The organism is Streptomyces sp. NPDC058773 (assembly GCF_042746015.1).
Taxonomy (GTDB): domain Bacteria; phylum Actinomycetota; class Actinomycetes; order Streptomycetales; family Streptomycetaceae; genus Streptomyces.
Window position 1 is genome coordinate 173,982 of record NZ_JBHYPE010000006.1, and the last position, 21,128, is coordinate 195,109.

The following is a 21,128-nucleotide window of genomic DNA, read 5'->3' on the forward strand; positions in this document are numbered from 1 at the left end:
GGACCGAGACCATGGACGACCGGCCACCGAGGGAGACCGCACGATGGGCGCACAGTCAGCGGGACCGCTGGTCGTCGGGGTGGACAGCTCCACCCAGTCGACCAAGGCACTGGTCGTGGACGCGGTGACCGGTGCGGTCCTCGCCCGGGGTCAGGCGCCGCACTCGGTCAGCGGCGGCGCCGGCAAGGAGAGCGATCCCCGGCAGTGGTGGCAGGCGCTGGGCGAAGCGCTGGACCAGTGTGGCGACGCGGCGCGGCAGGCCTCGGCGGTGTCCGTCGGCGGGCAACAGCACGGGCTGGTCACCCTGGACGCGGCCGGTGCGCCGGTGCGGCCCGCGATGCTGTGGAACGACGTCCGGCCGGCGCCGCAGAGCGAGCGGCTGATCGCGGAGCGGGGCGGCGCGAAGGCCTGGGCGGACCTGTTCGGGAGTGTGCCGGGCCCGGCGTTCACGGCGGCCAAGTGGGCCTGGCTGCGGGAGCACGAGCCGGCCGCGGCCGCCGGCACCGCCGCGGTCCGGCTGCCGCACGACTACCTCACCGAGCGGCTCACCGGCGAGGCCGTCACCGACCGCGGCGATGCGTCCGGGACCGGCTGGTGGGCGTCGTCCACCGAGTCCTACGACGCGGACCTCCTGGCGCACATCGGACTGGACCCCGGTCTGCTCCCGCGGGTGGCACGGCCGGGCGAGGCCGCCGGGACCGTGCACGCCGGTGAACTGCCGCTGCCCAAGGGCGCGTTGGTGGCGGCCGGCACGGGGGACAACATGGCGGCCGCACTCGGTCTGGGCCTGCGTCCCGGCCGCCCGGTGCTGAGCCTGGGCACCTCGGGCACCGTCTACGCGGTCTCCACGCGGCGGCCCGCCGATCCGACCGGCACCGTGGCGGGTTTCGCCGATGCCCGCGGCGACTGGCTGCCGTTGGCCTGCACGCTGAACTGCACGCTCGCCGTTGACCGGGTGGCGGCGCTGCTGGGCCGCGACCGGGAGGCCGTGGAGGAGGGCGGCAGTGTGGTGATGCTGCCGTTCCTGGACGGCGAGCGCACCCCGAATCTGCCCGGCGCCTCGGGCCTGGTGCACGGGCTGCGGCACGACTCCACGGCCGGCCAGCTGCTCCAGGCCGCCTACGACGGCGCGGTGTTCACCCTGCTGCAGGCGCTGGACCGGGTGCTGGACGCGGAGGCCGCGCCCGACGCGCCGCTGCTGCTGATCGGCGGCGGTGCGCGGGGCCGGGCCTGGCGGGAGACCGTGCGCCGGCTGTCGGGCCGTCCGGTGGTGGTGCCCGAGGCGCAGGAGCTGGTGGCGCTCGGGGCGGCGGCGCAGGCGGCCGGGCTGCTGCTGGAGGAGGATCCGGCGGCGGTGGCCCGGCGTTGGGGGACGGCGCACGGTGCGGAGTACGAGGCGCAGCCGCGGGACGACGCCGCCTGGGAGCGGCTGACGGATACGCTCGCCGACGGCGCGCCGCTGCTGCGGTGACCGCCTCCGCGAAGCCGTGGACCCGGCGGGAGAGCGCCTCCCGCCCGCACCCCGAGGAGACCCTGTGACCGCGCCCGGCGGCGACACCCAGCGCGGCATCCGGCGGCGCAATCTGGCCCGTGTGCTGCGGACCGTGGCCGCGCACGGGCCGCTCTCCCGGCCGGCGGTCGCGGCCCGGATCGGGCTGACCCGGGCGGGGGTGGCCCCGCTCGTCGACGAGCTGCTGCGGGCCGGGCTGCTGGTCGAGTCGGCGCGGGCGGCGACCGGTGGCCGGGGCCGGCCGGGCAGTGAACTGACGGTCAGCGACCGCGGCCCGGCCGGGATAGGGGCCGAGATAGGCGTCGACCACCTGGCGGTCTGTGCGGTCGATCTGCGCGGACGGGTCCGGGCCCGGGTGGCGGCCGATGCGGCGAACCGGCACAGCGCTCCCGGGCCCGTGCTGCGGCGGCTGTCCGCCCTGCTGGCCGGGGTGACCGCGCAGCTCGCGGCCGAGGGACTGCGGCCGGCCGGGCTGACGGTCGCGGTGCCCGGCCTGGTGGCCCGGGATGCGACGACCGTGGTGCACGCCCCCAACCTCGGCTGGCGGACGGCCGATCTCGCCCCGGGGCTCACCGGGTCGACCGCCCCGGAAGGTGGCACGTCCGCCCTTCCCCTCACCGTCGAGAACGAGGCCAACCTCGGCGCCCTGGCCGAACTGTGGCTGGGCGGGGGCGCCGGCCGGACCGCCCCGCCGCCGGACTTCGTGCATGTGTCGGCGGAGGCCGGGATCGGCGCCGCGGTCGTCGTGGACGGCCAACTCCTGAGGGGTGCACGGGGGTTCGCCGGGGAGCTGGGGCATGTGCCGGTGTATCCGGACGGCCCGCCGTGCGACTGCGGCGGCCGTGGCTGTCTGGAGCAGTACGCGGGGGAACCGGCGGTGCTGCGGGCGGGCGGGCTCACCCCCGAGCAGGCGGCGGCGCATCCGGGGCCCGGGGCCCGTACCGGTCTGCTGGCGCGCCGTGCCGCCGACGGGGACGCCGCCGTGGTCCGTGCGCTGCACGAAGCGGGGACGGCGCTGGGGATCGCGCTCGCCGGGGCGGTGAATCTGCTCGACCCGCAGGCGGTGGTCCTCGGGGGTGCGCTGGCCGGGCTGGCGCCCTGGGTCCTGCCGTCCCTGGAGCGGGAGTTGACGCTGCGGACGGCCGTCGCGGGTGGTGGCCGGGCGCCGGGGAACGGGCCTGCGCCGGAGGAGGGGAGCGGCGACGGCCCCCGGGTGGCGGTGTCCCAACTGGGCGCCGACGGACCGCTGCTGGGGGCGGCGCACGCCGCACTCCAGGGCGTCCTGGACGATCCCCTGCACTCCCGTGCCCCGGCACACTCTCCCCGGAATTGAGCCCGCTAAACCTTTCCATGGCGCGGGAATTCCATGCCACCCAATCGAGCGATTGTGCTGATAAAAACAGCACGACTACCGTCGGTTCGGCGGGGTGCCGCGGAGCTGCCTTGAAAACGGGGTTTCGGGGCGGTCCGCATCGCACCCTTCGAATGGACAGGTGGCATTGTGACAATTGCCGACGAATCGCTGCACGGCAGTGCGGAAGAAGCCCAGAATTCCAGCCTGAGCACCACTGCGGCGCGGAATCTGGCGACCACCACCAAAACCGCACCGCAGATGCAGGGCATCACTTCCCGATGGCTGCTGCGGCTGCTTCCCTGGGTGCAGGTGTCCGGTGGCACCTATCGCGTGAACCGCCGGCTGACCTACACGCTCGGCGACGGGCGCATCGATTTCGACACCAGCGGCAGCGATGTGGCGATCATCCCCGAGGAGCTGCGCGAGCTGCCCGCCCTGCGGGAGTTCACCGATACCGAGGTCCTGGCCGCGCTCGGCGACCGCTTCACCCAGCAGGAATTCGCGCCCGGTGAAGTCATCGCCGAGGCCGGCGGTCCGGGCGACCGGCTGGTGCTGATCGTGCACGGCCGGGTGGACCGTATCGGCACCGGCAAATACGGCGAGGACACCGTGCTGGAGGCGCTGGCCGGCGGGGACCACCTCGGCGACGAGCCGCTCACCGACCCCGAGGGGACCTGGCGCTTCAGCTATCGCGCGGTGACCCGGGTGACCGTCATGACGCTGTCCCGGCAGGCCGCGCAGGAGATCACCGATCGCTCCCCCGGGCTGCGCGAACACCTTTCGTCGGCCCGTGCGGACACCACCCGGCCGATGAACACCAGCGGCGAATCGGCGGTCTCCGTGGCCTCCGGGCATCATGGCGAGCCGTCGCTCCCCGCCACTTTCGTCGACTACGACCTGGCGCCCCGGGAGTACGAACTCAGCGTCGCGCAGACGGTGCTGCGCGCCCACAGCCGGGTCGGCGACCTCTACAGCGACCCGATGAACCAGGTCGAGGAGCAGCTGAAGCTGACCATCCAGGCGCTGCGGGAGCGCCAGGAGCACGAGATGATCAACAACCCCGGGTTCGGCCTGCTGCACAACGCCGACCTCAAGCAGCGCGTCCACACCCGCACCGGCCCGCCCACCCCCGACGACCTCGACGAACTGCTCGCCACGGTCTGGAAGGACCCGGGCTTCCTGCTCGCCCACCCCCTGACGATCGCCGCCATCGGCCGGGAGTGCAGCGCCCGCGGACTGTATCCGACCGCGGTCGATTTCATGGGGCATTCGCTGCCGTCCTGGCGCGGGGTGCCGATTTTCCCGTGCAACAAGATTCCGGTGACGAAGGAGCGGACGAGTTCGATTCTGCTGCTGCGCACCGGCGAGGAGAAGCAGGGCGTCGTCGGTCTGCATCAGACCGGAATTCCCGATGAATACGAGCCGGGCCTTTCGGTGCGTTATATGGGCCTGGACGACCGGGCGGTCATCAAGTATCTGGTCAGCGCCTACTATTCGACGGCCATTTTGGTGCCCGATGCGCTGGGTGTTCTCGACGACGTACAGATCGGCCACTGAGCGCCCCCACGACAGCGAACCGGAGCGTTCCGGCAGCGGCAGTTCCCACCGCCCCGACGCTCGGATTTCCGCGTATCTCACCGGTCTGCGCACAGCACCGGTCCACGCACAGCACAAACAAGAACAGGTGAGCCTTCCTCATGACCACATCGGTGGACCCGACGTCCGGCCCGCAGGCGTCCGCGAGCGAGCAGACCCGCTCCAGCCTGGACACCGCGGCAGCACGCAAGCTGGCGACCACGACCAAGACCGTGCCGCAGATGCAGGGGATCTCCTCCCGCTGGCTGCTGCGCATCCTGCCCTGGACACAGGTCTCCGGCGGTACGTACCGCGTCAACCGCCGGCTTACCCACACCCTCGGTGACGGCCGGGTGGAGTTCGTCTCGACCGGCTCCGAAGTCCGGGTGATTCCGGCGGAGTTGCGCGAGCTGGCGCCGCTGCGCGGCTTCGCCGACACCGCGACGCTGGAGGCGCTGGCGGAGCGCTTCGTCCAGCGGGAGTTCGCGCCCGGTGACGTGCTGGCCCGCGCGGGCGGACCGACCGACCGGGTCGTGCTGATCGCCCACGGCAAGCTGGACCGTATCGGTGCCGGCAAGTACGGCGACGAGACCGTGCTGGGGGTGCTGGCCGACGGTGACGCTATCGGCGCGGCGGCGCTGCTGACCGCGGACGCGGAGTGGGAGCACTCCGTGCGGGCGGTGACCCGGGTGACCGCGCTGACGCTGTACCGCAGCGACCTGGAGGAGGTGCTGGGCCGTTCGGAGTCGCTGCGCAGCCATCTCGCCGAGGTCGGTGCGGCGCTGGTGCCGGCGCAGAACAAGCACGGTGAGGCGGCCATCGAGCTGGCCGCGGGCCATGTCGGCGAGCCGGTCCTGCCGGGCACCTTCGCCGACTACGAACAGGCACCGCGGGAGTACGAACTCAGCGTGGCGCAGACGGTGTTGAAGGTGCATTCACGGGTCGCCGACCTCTACAACGACCCGATGAACCAGCTGGACCAGCAGCTGCGGCTGACCGTGGAGGCGCTGCGGGAGCGCCAGGAGCACGAGATGGTCAACAACCCCGAGTTCGGGCTGCTGCACAACGCCGACCTCAAGCAGCGTCTGCACACCCGCAGCGGTCCGCCCACCCCCGACGATCTGGACGAGCTGATCTCGCGGCGCCGCAAGACGCAGTTCCTGCTGGCGCATCCGCGGACGATCGCGGCCATCGGGCGGGAGTGGAACGCCCGGGGCATCTACCCCACCACCGCGGAGTTCGAGGGCACCGCGGTCCGTGCCTGGCGGGGCATTCCGCTGCTGCCCTGCAACAAGATTCCGGTCACTCCGGACCAGACCAGCTCGATCCTGGCACTGCGGGTCGGCGAGGAGAACCAGGGCGTGGTCGGACTGCATCAGACCGGCGTCCCGGACGAGTACCGGCCCGGACTGTCGGTGCGCTTCATGGGCATCAATGACCAGGCGGTCATCAAGTACCTGGTCAGCGCCTACTTCTCGGCGGCGGTGCTGGTGCCGGACGCGCTGGGCATTCTGGAGGACGTCGAGATCGGCCACTGACCGCGGGGTCCCCGCACCCGGGTGCCGGGCCTCCCAGCGGCCGCCGAAGCCGTCCGCGTGGCACCCGGGTGACGTCCGATCAGGTATCCCGTCCCACTCCTGACCTGCGCCGTTCTGCCTTTGGTCGAGCCATTGGCGGAACGGCCCTTCTCTTGGCAGGGCATGCCTTGTTGCGCATCATGAACGCACCACATGTGCGTGACATGTACGCGACCAGCCCTTCGGTCCTTGTCAGGAGTTCACATGGAGCCCACCCCCCGCAGCCCGGCCCGCCGGCGCCTGCTGACCGGTGCGGCCGCGCTCACCGCGTCCGCCGCACTCACCCCCTTCACTGCCGCCGCCGCTTCCGCCGCGCGCCGGCGGACACCGTCCGGCGGCACCTACCCCCCTGTCGAGTGGGTTCCGGCGAACCCGGCCAACTTCACCGTCGCCGACCGCCCTACGCAGTATCCGGTCGAGCGAGTCGTGGTGCATGTGACCCAGGAGACCTACCCGGACACCCTGAAGCTGTTCAAGGACCCGGCGCACAAGGCCGCCGCGCACTACGTCGTACGGTCCGCCGACGGCTATATCGCCCGCTGCGTTCGCGAGCGGGACGTCGCCTGGCACGCCGGGAACTGGAAGTACAACACCCGCAGCATCGGCATCGAGCACGAGGGCTGGATCGACGACCCGACGTGGTTCACCGACCCGCTGTACGAGCAGTCCGCCCTGCTCACCGCCGCCATCTGCGACCGGTACGGCATCCCCAAGGACCGGGAGCACATCATCGGCCATGTCGAGGTCCCCGGCACCGACCACACCGACCCCGGTGAGTTCTGGGACTGGGCGCGCTATCTCCAGCTGGTCAACGAGGTCTCCTGGCAGCCCGCGGAATGACCGGCAGACGACACGACGGCCGCTCCGCGGGTCTACGCATTCCTGACACCTCCGGGCCATAGTGGGCGTCTCCGGCACCTGGGACAGTTGGCGTGACGTCAGGGGGCAATCGTGAAGCGGCGATTCGGACGGGTTCGCGCGGTGCTGACGGTGCTGGTGGTGTGGGGTGCGCTGACCGGCGGAGGGCTGGCGGGCGGGCCGCCGGCCACCGCCGCGGGGACGGACCTCCGGCGCTCCGGTGCGGCGGCGGTGGCACCCGGTGTGACCTACGACGAGTTCCGGATGACGCTGCCGCGCGGCACCGTGCACGGCCACCTGCTGACCGTCGCCCTGACCGATCCGCGGGTCTCGGTGGACCTGCTGCATCCGGGGGTGGTCGGCGCGCGGTCGCCGGTCTCCCAACTGGCCGCGGAGCGCCGGGCGGTGGGGGCGGTCAACGGGGATTTCTTCAACATCACCGAGACCCAGCACCCGGGCGTGCCGCCGACCGGCGCCGCGGTCGGCCCGGCGGTCGCCGCGGGGCGGCACCTGAAGGGCGCGGTACCCGACGGGCAGCGGTTCGGACCGGTGATGCCGCCCGGCGCGACCACCGAGGACGTCATCGGCGTCGGCTACGACCGCCGCGCCCGCCTGGACCGGCTGACGCTGCGCGGTGCGGTGCTGACCGGCGAGGGGGCGCTGCCGCTGCGCGGGCTGAACCAGTACGCGCTGCCGGTCGGCGGGATCGGCGCGTACACCGCGCAGTGGGGCCCGGCGTCCCGGGTGCGCGCCATCTGCGGTACGGACACCGACCGGGCGGCGCCGTGCAGCACGGAGACCGCGGAGGTGACGGTGCGGCACGGCCGGGTCACGGCGGTCGGTGAGGCACCGGGCGCGGGTGGGGTGCCGGTGGGCAGTGTGGTGCTCGTGGGCCGGGAGGAAGGGGCGCGGCAGCTGCGCTCACTGCGCATCGGGGAGCCGGTGCGCGTCGGCTCGTACCTCGTCGGCCGGGGGCCCGGTCCGCTGCGCTGTGCGGTGGGCGGCTTCCCGATCGTGCGGGACGGCGCGCCGGTGGCCGGTCTGGACACCGGCGCCGTGGCGGTGCGGACGTCCGCGGGCATCGGGACCGGCGGCCGGGTGCTGTACCTCATGGCGCTGGACGGGGCGCCGGGCCAGACCGGGCTGACGGTGCGGGAACTGGCGGAACTCATGGCGGAGTTGGGCGCGCGGGACGCGATGGACCTGGACGGCGGCGGGTCTTCGACCCTGGTCACCGGCGACGCGTACGGGGCCACGGTCCGCAACCATCCGTCGGGGGGCGCGGAGCGGCCGGTGCCCAATGCGCTCGGGGTGTTCTCCGCCGGGTGAGCGGCCCGGTGCGGCGGGCCGCCCCCGTCACGGACGCAGACTGCTCACCACGTCGGCGGCGCCGGACAGCCCCTGGTGGATGTCCGGGGCGAGGCTGCTGCTCGCCAGATAGAAGCCGAGCATGGCGCACACCAGGGCGTGCGAGAACTTGAGCTTGCCGCTGCGCAGGAAGATCACGGTCAGGACCACCAGCAGCAGGACGACCGAGATGGAAATCGCCATGGGACGCATGCCTCCTCTACCGCCGCCCGAACGAGCGGCAAGGGGTGGCCAGTTTGGCGTATTTCGGGGTATGTCCGGTTCTTGTGCGGGTGCTCCGATCGGGTGATCACTGCGGGTCACGGACCGGTGGAGCGGCGCCGGACCACGGTGGCGGCGCGGGCCGGACGGCGATGACCGGGCGGACCGGACGACGCGCTCCACCGCCCGTGGCGTGGATCACATCACTCCCTGCAACGAAGTGTGTCGATCGGCCGTCTTAGCCGCCGACATCGCCGCCCTCCCCCACCGCAGACGGAAAGCCCGAGATGAGCCAGTTCCCCTCTCCCTGCCGCAGGCCCCGCCGGCCGCGGCGCGCCGCCCTCGCCCTGGCCGCGGTGGCCGGCGCGGGCACGCTCAGCGCGTGTGCGGGCTTCGCGGCGCCGGCGCCCGTGAGCGACCCGGTGAAGGTGGCGCTGGGGTCGGCCGACGGCACCAGGACCGTGCGGGCCGGCGACAAGCTGGAGGTATCCGCGAAGGGCGGTGTGCTGACCGAGGTGACGGTCACCGACCCCCGGGGCCGGCGGCTGCCCGGCGGGTTCGCGAACGGCGCCACGGTCTGGACCTCCAGCGCCGAGATCGCCCCGGCCACCACGTACTCCGTCGTCGCCCGGACCCGGAGCGAGCGGGGCGGCGTCGGGGCGGCCAAGGAGTCGCTCACCACCGCGCGGGCCGCCAGGCTCAACACGGTGGTGCTCGACCCCGGCATCCAGGACGCGGTGGTCGCCGTCGACCGGCTGCTCACGCTCACCTTCGAGCACCCGGTGACCGACCGGGCCGCGGTGCAGCGCCGGCTGAGCGTCACCGCCGACGAGCGGACGGCCGGTTCGTGGGACTGGACGAAGGACCCCAACGGCAAGGACCAGGTGGCCTGGCGGCCCAAGGAGCACTGGAAGCCGGGCACCGAGGTCACGTTGCGGGCGGAACTCGACGGGGTGGACTCCGGCGGCGGGCGCTACTTCTCCGGCGACTATGACCTGAACTTCACCATCAGCCGGAGTTGCACCGACTCGGACCCGGGACGGGTTTGTGGCAAGGTCCACGTGGGTGACCCCGCCGGGGTCGCCTCCTCCCCCGTACGAGGGAAAGACGACGACACCACCGGGATCGGAGACTGATATGACGGCTGATCCTCCCGTGGCGGAGAAACCGCACCCCCGCGTCGAGCAGCTGACCCCTTTCAGAGCCTAGTGTGACGGAATGAGCACCGTGCAGGACCAGGATCAACTCACGGGGTGGCGGCGCTTCCGGCGCCGTGTCCCCAATGGCTTCGCCATCATCTTCAGCGTATTGGGGCTGTTTTGTGCCCTGACGGCGCTGATCGGGCCCCTCCGGCGCGGACTCCACCCGGTGATCTACTGGCTGGACACCCTCACCATCCCGGTGGCGCCGAACTTCGCCTATGCGGCGTTCCTCTTCCTCCTGGGCGCGGCGATGACCGCCCGGAAGCGGGTGGCGCTGTGGTTCGTCGTGGCCTACATGGTGCTGGTCACCCTCGCCGACGCGCTGTTCCTGGCCGCCGGGTACTGGGAGTTCGCGTTCTCCCTGGTGCTGTGCACCGCGGCGCTGGTGCTGCTGCTCGTCTCGCACCGCGAGTTCTACGCGATCACCCGGCGCGGCGCGTTCCTGCGCGCCATCCTGGTGCTGATCGGCGGGCTCGTGGCGGCGGTGCTGATCGGCTGGGGGCTGGTGGCGCTGGCCCCCGGCACCCTGGAGCACGGCGCCGCCAACCGGCTGCTGTGGACGGCCAACCGCGTCTGCGGCGGGCTGGTCGGCGGCCATCTCGTCGAGGGTCATCCACCGCACTGGGTCAGCGCCGTCCTCGGTCTGCTCGGCGCGCTGGCGCTGCTGAACGCCGCGGCCACCCTGTTCCGTTCGCAGCGGATGGAGGCCGCGCTGCACGGCGACGAGGAGGCCCGTATCCGGGCGCTGCTGGACCGCTACGGCAGTCAGGACTCGCTCGGCTACTTCGCCTCCCGCCGCGACAAGGCCGTGGTCTTCTCCCCCAGCGGCAAGGCCGCCGTCACCTACCGCGTCGAGGCCGGTGTCTGTCTGGCCAGCGGTGACCCGGTCGGTGACCGGGAGGCGTGGACGCAGGCCATCGAGGCCTGGCTGGAGGTCGCCGGGCGGTACGGCTGGCAGCCGGCCGTCATGGGCGCGAGCGAGAGCGGCGCCAAGGCGTTCGCCCGCTGCGGCCTCGGGGCGCTCCAGCTCGGCGACGAGGCGATCCTGCATGTGAAGGACTTCGACCTGGACGGCCGGGAGATGCGGGTCACCCGCCAGGCCGTCAACCGCGTCGAGCGGACCGGAGCGACGTTCCGCGTCCGGCGCCACTCCGCGCTGACCGACGAGGAGATGCAGGAGGTCATCCACCGGGCGGACGCCTGGCGGGACACCGAGACCGAGCGCGGCTTCTCGATGGCGCTGGACCGGCTGGGCGACCCGGAGGACGGGGAGTGCCTGCTGGCCGAGGCGTTCGACGGCGACGGCAACATGATCGCGCTGCTGTCCTTCGTGCCGTGGGGCAAGGAGGGCATCTCGCTGGACGTCATGCGCCGGGACCGCTCCGCGCCCAACGGCGTCATGGAGTTCATGGTGGCCCGGCTGTGCGCGCAGGCCGGGGCGATGGGCGTGCGGCGGATCTCGCTGAACTTCGCGGTGTTCCGGTCCGCCTTCGAAGAGGGCGCCCGGATCGGTGCCGGTCCGGTGCTGAAGGTCTGGCGCCGGCTGCTGCTGTTCTTCTCCAAGTGGTGGCAGCTGGAGGCGCTCTACCGCTCCAACGCCAAGTACAACCCGGAGTGGTACCCGCGGTTCCTGTGTTACGCCGACGCCGGTGCGCTGGCCCGTATCGGTCTGGCCTCCGGTATCGCCGAGGGCTTCGTGGCCGTGCCGAGCCTGGGCAAGCTGTGGGGCAAGGGGCACAAGAAGCGGGTGCTGGCCCCGGCGAGCACCGCGGGCCTGCCGTCGCTGGACGAACTCGGCCTGGTGCAGACCGCCCCGGCCACCGAGGAGGAGCTCCACGAGCAGGAGCTGGCCGCGCTGCCCGAGCAGGTGCGGGTGCGGCACCGCAAGCTGGAGCGGCTGCGGGAGGCGGGCACCGACCCGTATCCGGTGGGGGTTTCGCGTACCCACACCCTGGGCCAGGTCCGCGAGGAGTGCCCGGATCTGACGCCGGGGACGCGCAGCGGCAAATCCGTCAGCATCGCCGGGCGGGTGCTGCTCACCCGCGACCACGGCGGGGTGCTGTTCGCGGTGCTGCGCGACTGGTCGGGCGATCTGCAGATCGCCCTGACCCGGGACGGCAGCGGCAAGGAGCTGCTGGACCGCTTCGGCTCGGACATCGACCTCGGCGACCATGTCGAGGCGGAGGGCGAGGTCGGCAGCAGCGACCGCGGTGAGCTGACCGTGTTCGTGACCCGGTGGCGGCTGACCGCCAAGTGTCTGCGTCCGCTGCCGGACAAGCGGCGGGGGCGGTCCGACCCGGAGGCCAAGGTCCGCCAGCGGTATGTGGACCTGGTCGTCTCGACGGACGCCCGGGAGAACGTCCGGGCGCGCAGCCGGGCGGTGCAGGCGCTGCGCCAGGGGCTGATCGACCGGGGTTACCTGGAGGTCGAGACGCCGATGCTCCAGCAGATCCACGGCGGTGCCAACGCCCGCCCGTTCCACACCCACATCAACGCCTACGACCTCGATCTGTATCTGCGGATCGCGCCGGAGCTGTATCTCAAGCGGCTGTGTGTGGGCGGTATGGAGAAGGTCTTCGAGCTGGGGCGGACGTTCCGCAACGAGGGCATCTCGTACAAGCACAACCCCGAGTTCACGATGCTGGAGGCGTACCAGGCGTTCGCCGACTACGACGTGATGCTCGACCTGACCCGGGAGCTGATCCAGAGTGCGGCCATCGCCGCGTTCGGCAGTGCCACCGCCCGCAAGGCGGACGGGAACGGCAAGCTCGTCGAGCACGACATCTCGGGGATCTGGCCGGTCAAGACCGTCTACGGGGCGATCTCCGAGGCGCTCGGCGAAGAAGTCGACGCGGACACCGCGCCGGACCGGCTGCGCCGGCTGTGCGATGCCGCGGCGGTACCGGTGAAGCCGGAGATGGGGCGCGGCGACGTCGTGCTGGAGATGTACGAGCGGCTGGTGGAGGAGAAGACCCAGCTCCCCACGTTCTACAAGGACTTCCCGACCGATGTGTCGCCGCTGACCCGGCAGCACCGCAAGGACCCGCGGCTCGCCGAGCGCTGGGACCTGGTCGCGTTCGGCACGGAACTGGGCACCGCCTACTCGGAGCTGACCGACCCGGTCGAGCAGCGCCGCCGGCTCACCGCGCAGTCGCTGCTGGCGGCGGGCGGTGACCCGGAGGCGATGGAGTTGGACGAGGACTTCCTCCAGGCGCTGGAGTACGCGATGCCGCCGACCGGCGGTCTGGGCATCGGCGTCGACCGGCTGGTGATGTTCCTGACCGGTCTGTCGATCCGCGAGACCCTGCCGTTCCCGCTGGTGCGGCGCCGCTGACGCACCGGAGTCCGGCGGGCGCGAGACGGTTGAGGCCACCCCCATGTCGCGGGGGTGGCCTCGGTCGTTCACGGGCGCCGGTCAGGGGCGGTGCCCGGGATCACCCGGGCGGGGCGGAACGGACCTCCCCGTCCGCGGCGTCAGCCGTGCCGCAGGTCAGGCCGTCCCGCCGGCGGAGCACCCGGCCGGGGTCGATGCCGCCGCCTTGGAGTACTTCCACTCCGGGTCGAGCAGTTCGGTCTTGAGCTGCTTCGCCGCGGCCGGGCTCTCGACGATGTAGCCGAAGTCCTGGAGCCAGGCCGGGTAGAGGTTCTTGGAGCCGATGTAGAACGCCGAGTCGTCGACCGACACCAGCTTGTGGTGCAGCGCGTAGGGCTTGCCGTCCGCCCAGGTGGCCCGGTCCGAGCTGCGGAACGAGGCGAGCTGGAGGTTGCCGCACATCGCCCGGGACGCCTTCTCGTTGTCTCCGGTGAGGGCGACGAGCCGCTTGCGGAGGGTGTCGCTGATCTCGTCCAGGGACTTGATCTGGGAGTAGCCTCCGCTGCCGACGGCTCCGCGGTTGGCAGGGTCGCTGACGACGATGCGGACCTTCACCCCGGCGGCCAGCTTGCCCGCGAGGGTGTCGTAGGTCCGGATGTCGTAGCGCGGCAGCGGCGGGCAGGTGGCGTTGAGGTCCTGCTGGGAGATCTCGATGTGCTCCCGGGCGCTGCCGATGAGCGAACGCAGCGCGTTCTCCTCGGGGTTGACCGTGTCGTAGTCGCGGTCGTGGTTGGTGTTGTCGTGCAGTCCGACAGTGCACTTGGTGTCGGGGGCCGTGGGCAGGTCCGGGTGGTAGCCGGAGGAGGGGTCGGATTCCTTGATGCCCACGCCGAGGCCGCCGACGGCGAGGACGGGGACGTCACCGGCCGGTTCGGCGGGGGCGGCGGCCCGTTCCTTCTCCAGGGACGGCATGCAGGAGGCGCCGTTCGACGTGGCGAGCCAGACCTTGGCGGGGTCGGTGGCATTGCGGCAGGTCCAGTCCCACAGCGTGTCGAGGTACTTGCCCGCCGAGCGGGCGGCCGGCCCGCTGAGCGCCATGTCCACGTCCGACACCGGGTGGCCGGTGTCGAGGTAGTCGTCCTTCCAGCCGTTGATCCCGCCCGTGATGGCCGTCTTCCCGTCGACCACAAGGAGCTTGGAGTGATTCCAGGAGAGCGACGTCTTGGACGTGGTCATCGAGGCGACGTTGAGCGTGACCTTCCCGGCAGCGGAGCCGAGCTTGTCGATCAGGTCGTCGCGGTAGCGGGACGGCACCACATTGAGGTGGTAGATCGGGGCGGCGCCGACCAGGATGCGCACCTTCGGGGAGTGTCCGGCCTTGACGGACGCCTTGAGGCCGGCGACGACGGCGTCCTCGAAGCCGCCGTTGGGGAACGGGGCCAGCGAGGAGATGTCCACGGTGTGCTGCGCGGCGGCGATGTTGGCGGTCATCTTGTCGAGCAGCCGCCGGGTTCCCGGGCGGTCCTTGCAGTGGGCGTCGCCCCAGCAGCCGGGCGTCTGGAGCAGCCAGCCGGCCGGGTCGCCGTCCGGGGCGTCCAGCCGGTTGCCGTCGGTGCGCTCCCACACGGAGCCTTCGAGGCCGGGGGAGGTGTCGCGGAGCGATCGTTCGATGGCGTCCAGATGCGGGGTGGGCGGGGTGTCCGCGGCGTATGCCGTCGAGGCCGGGAGGGCCGCGCACACGGTCGTCAGGGCGAGGGACGCCGGTATGAGGCGGTGGAGGCGGTGAAGAGCCAAGAACTTGCCTTCTTATGGTGACGATGACGAGCCGGGCGCCGATCGCACAGCGGCGATCACGCGCCCGGCTCCGGTTGCCACCAGAACGTACCGGCTCCTTCCGCTTCCCTCCGCACGGGAGTCGATCTTCGCTACAACTCCTGACCTTGGCCCGGAGTCCGCGGTGTCCGGCCGGTGATTCCATGCCGGTCCGGCGCCAAGAGGCGTGCGTTCAGAACCAGTTGACGGTGAGCGGGAAGGAGGCGGTGGCGGTGGCGCCCCTGGCGTCGGTGACGGTGACGGTGACCGGGAAGCTGCCGGTCTGCCAGGGTCTGCCGGTGATCCGGCCGCCGGCGGCGTCCAGGCCGAGGAGCAGCGGCAGGCCGGTGGCGCGGTAGGTGACCGGGGGTGTGCCGCCGGTGGCGGTGAGCTGGACGGTGCAGGACTGGCCGAATCGGCAGGTCTGCGGGCCGGGGGTGGTGAGTTCGAGGCCGTCGCCGGGCGGTTCGGTGCCGCCGGTGTCGAACACTCCGGTGACCGGGGTGGCGGTGGCGGCGTTGCCCGCGTGGCCGGTGCCGTACATGTCCTCGAAGGTCCGCAGCAGACTGAAGTGGTTGTAGTCGCCGCTGACGGCGCCCTGTTTGACATGGGCGCCGTGGAAGACGGTGGCGATCCGGTTGGAGCCGAGGTAGTTGTCCTCGTCCCAGGTGACCATCAGCAGGCTGTTGTGGTCCTTGGCCCACCGGGCGTAGGAGTCGAGGTTGTTCCGGAGCCAGGTGTCGCCGCTGCCGACCGCGCAGTCGTGCATGTCGTTGCACATGTCCGGGATGACGAATGACAGCGTCGGCAGCTTGGTGAAGTCGTCCTTGGGGAACTGGGCGAAGGTCTTGCCGGTGTTCACCGGGACGTTCTTGAAGGCGAACCAGGGGTTGTGCTTCTGCGCGTACCGGCCGCTGGAGCAGGTCGTGGAGCCCTCTTCGGGCAGCCCCTCGTTGTAGCTGGCGAAGGTCTTGCCGGCGGCGATCAGCTCCTGGCCGAGGTTGGGCGCCGACAGCGACTGCGCGGTGTAGCAGCCGTCGCCGGTGATGCCCTGGGTGGCGCCGGAGAAGAGGTTGAAGTAGTTCGGCTGGCTGGGGTGGGTCAGGGCCTTCATCGAGGTCAGTTCGGCGCCGTCGTGAGCGAGTTGGTTGAGGTAGGGCGCCTGGGAATTGCCGATGATCTCGCCGTACTGCTTGTTCTCGAAGACCACGAGCACGACGTGGTCGTAGGACGGCAGCGCGGAACGGACGGGCCGGGCGTCCGCCGCGGTGGCGACGGCGAGCAGGCCGAGCGTGCCGAGGGCCGCCACGACGGCTCTGCGCAGACGGATGGCTCTTCGTTTCATCGGGGGTCAGCTCCTTGTCCGGGGGAGAGTCCGGTGAGGGGTGGGCCCTTAGGGGGGATAGGGGCCCGGGGTGCCGGGTGTCAGTCCTCGCGTCGGGCCGCGTCCGCGACGGTGATCCGCAGAAGGCGCGGTACGGGCAGGTCGGCGCGGCGACAGGCGGCGGCCACCGCGGCCCGGACCGCCGCGCGCCGTTCGGGCGGCATCAGCAGCAGCACGCTGCGGCCCGGCCGCCGTCCGGGCCAGGAGGCGGACCAGGCGCCGGCGCCCAGGGCTTCGTGGACCGCGGTGGCGAGCGCGGTGGCGGTGAGGTCGCCGTTTGCCCGGCCGGCGCTGTCGCCGTCCTCCCGGCCCTCGCTCGGCAGCCGGGCCGTCACCAGCAGCAGGCTCGGCTGCGGGCCACCGTCCGGGGCGCGCAGCGGGCGGCAGCTGCCGTCGGGCGCGAGCAGTTGCCCGGTGCGGGCGAAGAGCACGGCCCGGCGCAGCGCGTCGTCGCCGGGGACCGTGGCGGACAGCAGCCGCGCCAGCTGTGCGCGGACCGGCGGACGGCCGCCGCGGTCGGCGTGCACCGACACCACCGCCAGCGCGGCCGCGCACTCCAGCGGCTCGGCGACTGGCAGCCCCACGGAATCCGGCAGCGTGGCGTCCAGGTGCAGGTCGGCGCCGTCCCGGCCGATTCCGGCGGCGGCGAGCGCACGCAGCGCGGCATACGGGCGGGCGGCCCAGGCGGGGGCGTCGGCGGCCGGTCCGGTGAGCGGGAGTTCGGCGGTCTCGGCCGGGTGCTGGGGTGAGCCGCAGTGCAGCATGCCGTCGTCGCGCGGGGCGACGGCCGCGGCGACCTGCCGGTCGGCCGCCGCGACCCAGCCGGTCCGGGGTGCCGTACCGGTGTCCGGCGGGGCGGCGGGCGGGGTGATCCGGAAGGCGTACGGCGCCCGCCACACCGCTTCGGGCCGGCGGTGGTACGCCGTCGCGAAGCCGTGGGCGAGCAGCCGCAGCAGGGGGTCGGCCGTCGCACGGTGGGCCAGGTCCACCCCGTTCATCCCAGCTCTTTGCGGGCGAGCAGCCGGTAGGCGTTGCCGCCGTCGGTGGCCCGTGCGACCGCGGTGCGCAGGTGGTCGAGGCCGAGCGCGGCGGCGTAGCAGGGGACGGCCATGGCCTGTACGGCGCTTCGGGCGGCGCGGCGGGTGCGGGTGGCGGGGATGGTGGCCCACGGTGCGAACGGGTCGGGGGCGAGCCGGTTCGCGGTGAGGGCGACGGCGCCGAGGAAGTCATTGCTCTGGTGGGCGGGTCCGTGCTGCTCGGCGAGGACGGTGAAGCCCCGGGCCTCCAGGTCCTGTTTGAGGTTGCCGGCCGGCATCAGGTGCTGGTGCTGGGGCTGGAACCAGGGCAGCCAGTGGGGGCCGAGCAGCCGGGCGATCCGGGCCTCGGGGTCGGGGAGTTCGATCAGCAGATGGCCGCCGGGGGCCAGGACCTTGACGGCCGCGTCGAGTTCGGCGCGGGGGTCCCGGGTGTGTTCCAGGTAGTGGTGCATGCTCACGGTGTCGTAGCGGCCGGCCAGCCGGTCGGCGAGTTCGGGGAACTGGCCCTGGTAGGCGGTGGTGATCCAGCCCCGCCGGGCGGCCTCGTGAACGCCTTCGCCCATGTCCAGGCCGTCGAAGCGGGTGTCGGGCCAGACCCCGCGGGCGGCATTGCAGAAGTGCCCGGCGGCGGTGCCGACATCGAGCCAGGCCCGGGGTGTGGTGAAGGGCCGGAGCAGTTCGGCGCGGTCGCGGTAGGTGGCGGTCATCCGGCCGAGGACCAGCGAGGCGCCCTCGCCGCCGAAGCCCTCGTAGAAGTCGCGGTAGTAGAAGTCGAGTCCCTCCGGGGTGAGCCGGGGGTTCTGGAAGACATGGCCGCAGTGCCGGCACTCCTCCAGGGTGAAGCGGCCGGGCTTGGCCTGGAGCAGGTCGGGCATCCGGACCCGTACGACGGGGTCGGGAGCCGCGCACCAGGGGCAGTCCGCGCGACGGGGTTCGAAGAACCGGTCGGTGCCGGCGGCGAGTTCGGCGGTGTACGCGGCGTACCGGGCGGCGGTACCGGCCGGCCGGGGCGGTTCGGCGGACGGGGTGGCCAGGGTGCGCAGCGCGGTGGTCGCGGAGCGCAGCGGACGGGCCGCGGTCGCGCGGGCCAGGCCGGCCGGGCGCAGACCGCGGGCCGGGCTCAGTACGGCGGCCGGCTGGAGCCAGTACAGGGCGGCGGCCGTCATGCCCCAACGTGGCGCCGAGAGCGCGCACTTGGCCAGCAGGGCCAGACCTGCCAGCTGTGCCGCGGACATCAGGGCCGGCGGGAGGCCCCGGGTGCGGAGTTCCTCGGCGCGCCGCGCGGGATCGGGGTGCGGCGCCCTGAGTCCGGGGGCGACGGCCCAGCCGGTGGCGTCCGGAGCGTACTCCTTGAGGGTGCGGACCAGGCGGATCAGACCGGCCACCGACTGCGGCGGCGCCCCGGTGTCGAGTCCGGCCCGCCGGTGGATCTCGTCGGTCACCAGCAGGGCGTGGCCCGCGCCGTGGCCCGGCGCGCACCGGTCCGCGCGGTGGGCCGCCGGGTCGAGCAGCCGCAACAGCCCGAGCACGCTCTCGGCGTCCAGGTGGGCCGGGATCAGGTCCACGACCTGGAGTCCTGCGCGGGTGGCGTGGGCGACCGCGGCACGCAGGGTCGCCTCGTCGGCCACGACACCGGGCGCGGTGATCAACTGCCAGCCGAGGGGCGGTGACCCGGCGGGGTCCTGCGACGGCGCGGGGCCGGGCGGCCCGGCGAGGTCGAGCACGGGCAGCGCGGCGAGCCGGCGGCGGGCGCGTAGCGTGCCCGCACCCAGGGCCGTCACGGCGGCGGCCGCCGCCCATCGCGCGCGGTGTCCCGAACGGTGCGCTCGCGTCATCTGGCTCACGGTCCCTTCTCGTTCTCCAACGGGGCGGTGCCGGGTGCGGACGGGCCGGTGCGCGGTCCGGGCCGCAGTTTCTCCAGGCGGTCGGCGGCGGTGGCGGCGCCGCCCGCTGCGGCGAAGGACGCCTGGATGCGGCGGGCCGCGTGGCGGTGGGCCGGGTAGTCCAGCACGGCGGTCAGGGCCTGCTGCAGCTCGTCGGCGCGGGCCCGGCCGAAGCGCACCCGCACCCCCGCCCCGGCCTCGGCCACCTGGCGGGCGACGATCGGCTGGTCGTCGCGTACGGGTGCCACCACCAGCGGCAGCCCGTGGGCGAGCGCCTCGCACACGGTGTTGTGGCCGCCGTGGCACAGCACCGCGTCGAGGTGCGGCAGCAGTTGCAGCTGGGGGACGTACTCCTGGTGCAGCATGTGCGGCGGGATGTCGCCGGCGAGGTCGCCCGGCGCGGCCAGGATCAGCTGCGCCCGGCCCGCGAGGGCGTCCGCGGCGCGCAGCACAGCCGGGTAGAAGCGGGCGCCCGCCGCACGGTTGAGGGTGCCCAGCGAGACCAGCACCCGGGCACGCACGGGGTCGAGCCGGCGCCACGGGAAGTCACCGGCCGGCGGGCGGGCGCCGAAGGCCGGGCCGACGAAGGCGTAGTGCGGCGGGTACCTCCCGGGGACGCCACCGGGCCCGTCGCCGGCCGGCTCTCCGGGGCTCGCCGCAGGGCTCTTCGGACCGTCCTCGCCGATGAGCGCGGGGGTGGAGTAGACCAGGACGAGGTGCGGGGAGAAGCGTGGGTCCCAGCCGCCGGGCGCCCCGCACTCGGCGAGCAGGGCCGCGATGCGCTGGCTGACCCACTCCCCCACCTTCGGGAAGGCGTCGAAGGGCCGGACGATCTCCGCCGAGGTGGTCGCCGAGGTCGCCCAGGGCAGCCGGTGCCGGCGCGCCACCAGGGGCCCGGCGAGGGCCTGTTGGTCGGCCACCACCACATCGGGGCGGAAGGCTTCGACGGCCGTGTGCACGCCGGGGAGCATCGCGCGGGCGAGCGGGATGAGGGCCTCCGCCCACAGGAAGCGCAGCGCGGCGACGCCCCGCAGTTCGCGCCAGCGCGTACCGCCGAGGTCATGGCCGCCGGCCGGGTCCCGGTCCCCCGCCGGGTAGAGCGCGGAGCCCGTGGGGAGCAGCGGTGCCAGGGCCGCGGCGGGGCCGGTCCAGGCGACCCGGTGGCCGCGCGCGGTGAGTTCGGCGGCGACGGCGAGGGTGGGGTTGACGTGCCCGGTCAGCGGCGGGACGACGAACAGCACTCTCATCGGGCCACCGCCCCGGCCGGTATCCCGAGCCGTCCCAGCAGCGCGTCGCACAAGGCCTCGGTGGCCTCGTTGAGCACGGTGTGCCCCACGCCGGGCAGCACACACAGCTCACAGTCCGGTGCGAAGGCCGCCAACTCACGTGCGCCCGGCAGGAGTTCTGAATGCTCCCCGTAGACGGCCAGGACCGGGCGGTGCAGCCGGGCGAAGTCGCGGGAGGTGAACGGGGTGCCCGCGGCGATGTCCTCGATCAGGGTGGTGTGGTTGAGCAGGGCGTCGGCCGCGGCGGTCAGCTTGGCCTCCTTGCGGTGCCCGATCACGGCCAACTGGCCGGCCAGCGGGGAATGTTCGAGACCGAGGGCCGCAACCGAGAGGGTGTCGGTCATGTCCTCGATCCAGTCGCCGGTCAGATGGGAGTCGATCAGGACGACGGAGGCGACGAGATCGGGCCGGACGAGGGCGGTGTGCAGCGCCAGGGCGCCGCCGTAGCTGTTGCCGACCAGATGGACCGGGCGGCGGTCGAGGCCCAGCGATCCGAGCAGGGCAAGGAGATCGGCCACCGAGGAGTCCCGGTCGTAGCCGCTGGGCGGGCGGTCGCTGCGGCCGTGCCCGCGCTGGTCGTAGAGGAGCACCTCGTGCCCCGCGCGGGAGACGGGGCCCGCGAGGGTGCAGTAGAAGCTCGACAGGTTGTCCATCACGAGCCCGTGCAGGAAGACGACAGTGGGGGCGTCGGACCGGGGGCCGCCGCCGTGGCCCGGCAGCCGCTGGGTGTGCAGGCGCAGGCCGCCCGCGGGGGTGAGGGCCATGGGC

The 21,128-nt window shown here is 73.0% G+C and carries 15 protein-coding genes; 8 read left to right on the top strand and 7 right to left on the bottom strand.

What is annotated here, in order from left to right; all coding sequences use genetic code 11:
• The first annotated feature begins 43 nt into the window (after positions 1-43).
• From xylB to ACFW5B_RS08190, 6 genes are all read left to right on the top strand, one after another.
• Positions 44-1,471: a xylulokinase gene (gene xylB, locus ACFW5B_RS08165; RefSeq protein ID WP_386435004.1), complete on the top strand. Its 1,428-nt coding sequence runs from the start codon at positions 44-46 to the stop codon at positions 1,469-1,471.
• A 64-nt stretch (positions 1,472-1,535) separates the two neighbouring features.
• Complete coding sequence (locus ACFW5B_RS08170; protein WP_386435006.1) at positions 1,536-2,843, top strand: ROK family protein; 1,308 nt, start codon at positions 1,536-1,538, stop codon at positions 2,841-2,843.
• Positions 2,844-3,008: 165 nt separating this feature from the next.
• The gene (locus ACFW5B_RS08175) at positions 3,009-4,421 is read left to right on the top strand and encodes a family 2B encapsulin nanocompartment shell protein (RefSeq protein WP_386435186.1); all 1,413 of its coding nucleotides are present in this window, start codon (positions 3,009-3,011) and stop codon (positions 4,419-4,421) included.
• A 140-nt stretch (positions 4,422-4,561) separates the two neighbouring features.
• A complete protein-coding gene (locus ACFW5B_RS08180; RefSeq protein ID WP_386435009.1) occupies positions 4,562-5,977 on the top strand; it encodes a family 2B encapsulin nanocompartment shell protein in 1,416 nt (471 codons plus the stop codon).
• A gap of 243 nt (positions 5,978-6,220) precedes the next feature.
• Complete coding sequence (locus ACFW5B_RS08185) at positions 6,221-6,856, top strand: N-acetylmuramoyl-L-alanine amidase (RefSeq protein WP_386435012.1); 636 nt, start codon at positions 6,221-6,223, stop codon at positions 6,854-6,856.
• A gap of 111 nt (positions 6,857-6,967) precedes the next feature.
• Positions 6,968-8,203 carry a phosphodiester glycosidase family protein gene (locus ACFW5B_RS08190; protein WP_386435015.1) on the top strand — a complete coding sequence of 412 codons (1,236 nt, stop codon included), beginning with the start codon at positions 6,968-6,970 and terminating at the stop codon, positions 8,201-8,203.
• Between the two features lie 27 nt (positions 8,204-8,230).
• Here ACFW5B_RS08190 and ACFW5B_RS08195 read toward each other — a convergent pair whose 3' ends face one another.
• A complete protein-coding gene (locus ACFW5B_RS08195; protein ID WP_386435018.1) occupies positions 8,231-8,425 on the bottom strand; it encodes a hypothetical protein in 195 nt (64 codons plus the stop codon).
• A gap of 305 nt (positions 8,426-8,730) precedes the next feature.
• Here ACFW5B_RS08195 and ACFW5B_RS08200 point away from each other — a divergent pair, with 305 nt between their 5' ends.
• Both ACFW5B_RS08200 and lysX read left to right on the top strand, forming a co-directional pair.
• Positions 8,731-9,579 (top strand): Ig-like domain-containing protein, encoded by an 849-nt coding sequence (locus ACFW5B_RS08200; protein ID WP_386435021.1) that lies wholly within the window; start codon positions 8,731-8,733, stop codon positions 9,577-9,579.
• A gap of 82 nt (positions 9,580-9,661) precedes the next feature.
• On the top strand, positions 9,662-12,979 hold the full coding sequence (lysX, locus tag ACFW5B_RS08205) for a bifunctional lysylphosphatidylglycerol synthetase/lysine--tRNA ligase LysX (protein ID WP_386435024.1): 3,318 nt from the start codon (positions 9,662-9,664) through the stop codon (positions 12,977-12,979).
• Between the two features lie 156 nt (positions 12,980-13,135).
• Here the strand turns inward: lysX and ACFW5B_RS08210 are convergent, their stop codons facing one another.
• From ACFW5B_RS08210 to ACFW5B_RS08235, 6 genes are all read right to left on the bottom strand, one after another.
• On the bottom strand, positions 13,136-14,752 hold the full coding sequence (locus ACFW5B_RS08210) for a phospholipase D-like domain-containing protein (RefSeq protein WP_386435027.1): 1,617 nt from the start codon (positions 14,750-14,752) through the stop codon (positions 13,136-13,138).
• 211 nt (positions 14,753-14,963) lie between these two features.
• Positions 14,964-16,115, bottom strand: coding sequence for an alkaline phosphatase family protein (locus ACFW5B_RS08215; RefSeq protein WP_386435030.1), 1,152 nt, complete (start codon positions 16,113-16,115; stop codon positions 14,964-14,966).
• A gap of 80 nt (positions 16,116-16,195) precedes the next feature.
• Entirely contained in the window at positions 16,196-17,152 is a 957-nt protein-coding gene (locus ACFW5B_RS08220) for a galactokinase (RefSeq protein WP_386435033.1), read from the bottom strand.
• On the bottom strand, positions 17,149-19,026 hold the full coding sequence (locus tag ACFW5B_RS08225) for a class I SAM-dependent methyltransferase (RefSeq protein ID WP_386435035.1): 1,878 nt from the start codon (positions 19,024-19,026) through the stop codon (positions 17,149-17,151). Before ACFW5B_RS08225 ends, ACFW5B_RS08220 begins: the two co-directional genes overlap by 4 nt.
• Positions 19,027-19,031: 5 nt before the next feature.
• On the bottom strand, positions 19,032-20,321 hold the full coding sequence (locus ACFW5B_RS08230) for a glycosyltransferase (RefSeq protein WP_386435038.1): 1,290 nt from the start codon (positions 20,319-20,321) through the stop codon (positions 19,032-19,034).
• Complete coding sequence (locus ACFW5B_RS08235; protein WP_386435040.1) at positions 20,318-21,124, bottom strand: alpha/beta fold hydrolase; 807 nt, start codon at positions 21,122-21,124, stop codon at positions 20,318-20,320. Before ACFW5B_RS08235 ends, ACFW5B_RS08230 begins: the two co-directional genes overlap by 4 nt.
• Positions 21,125-21,128 lie beyond the last annotated feature (4 nt).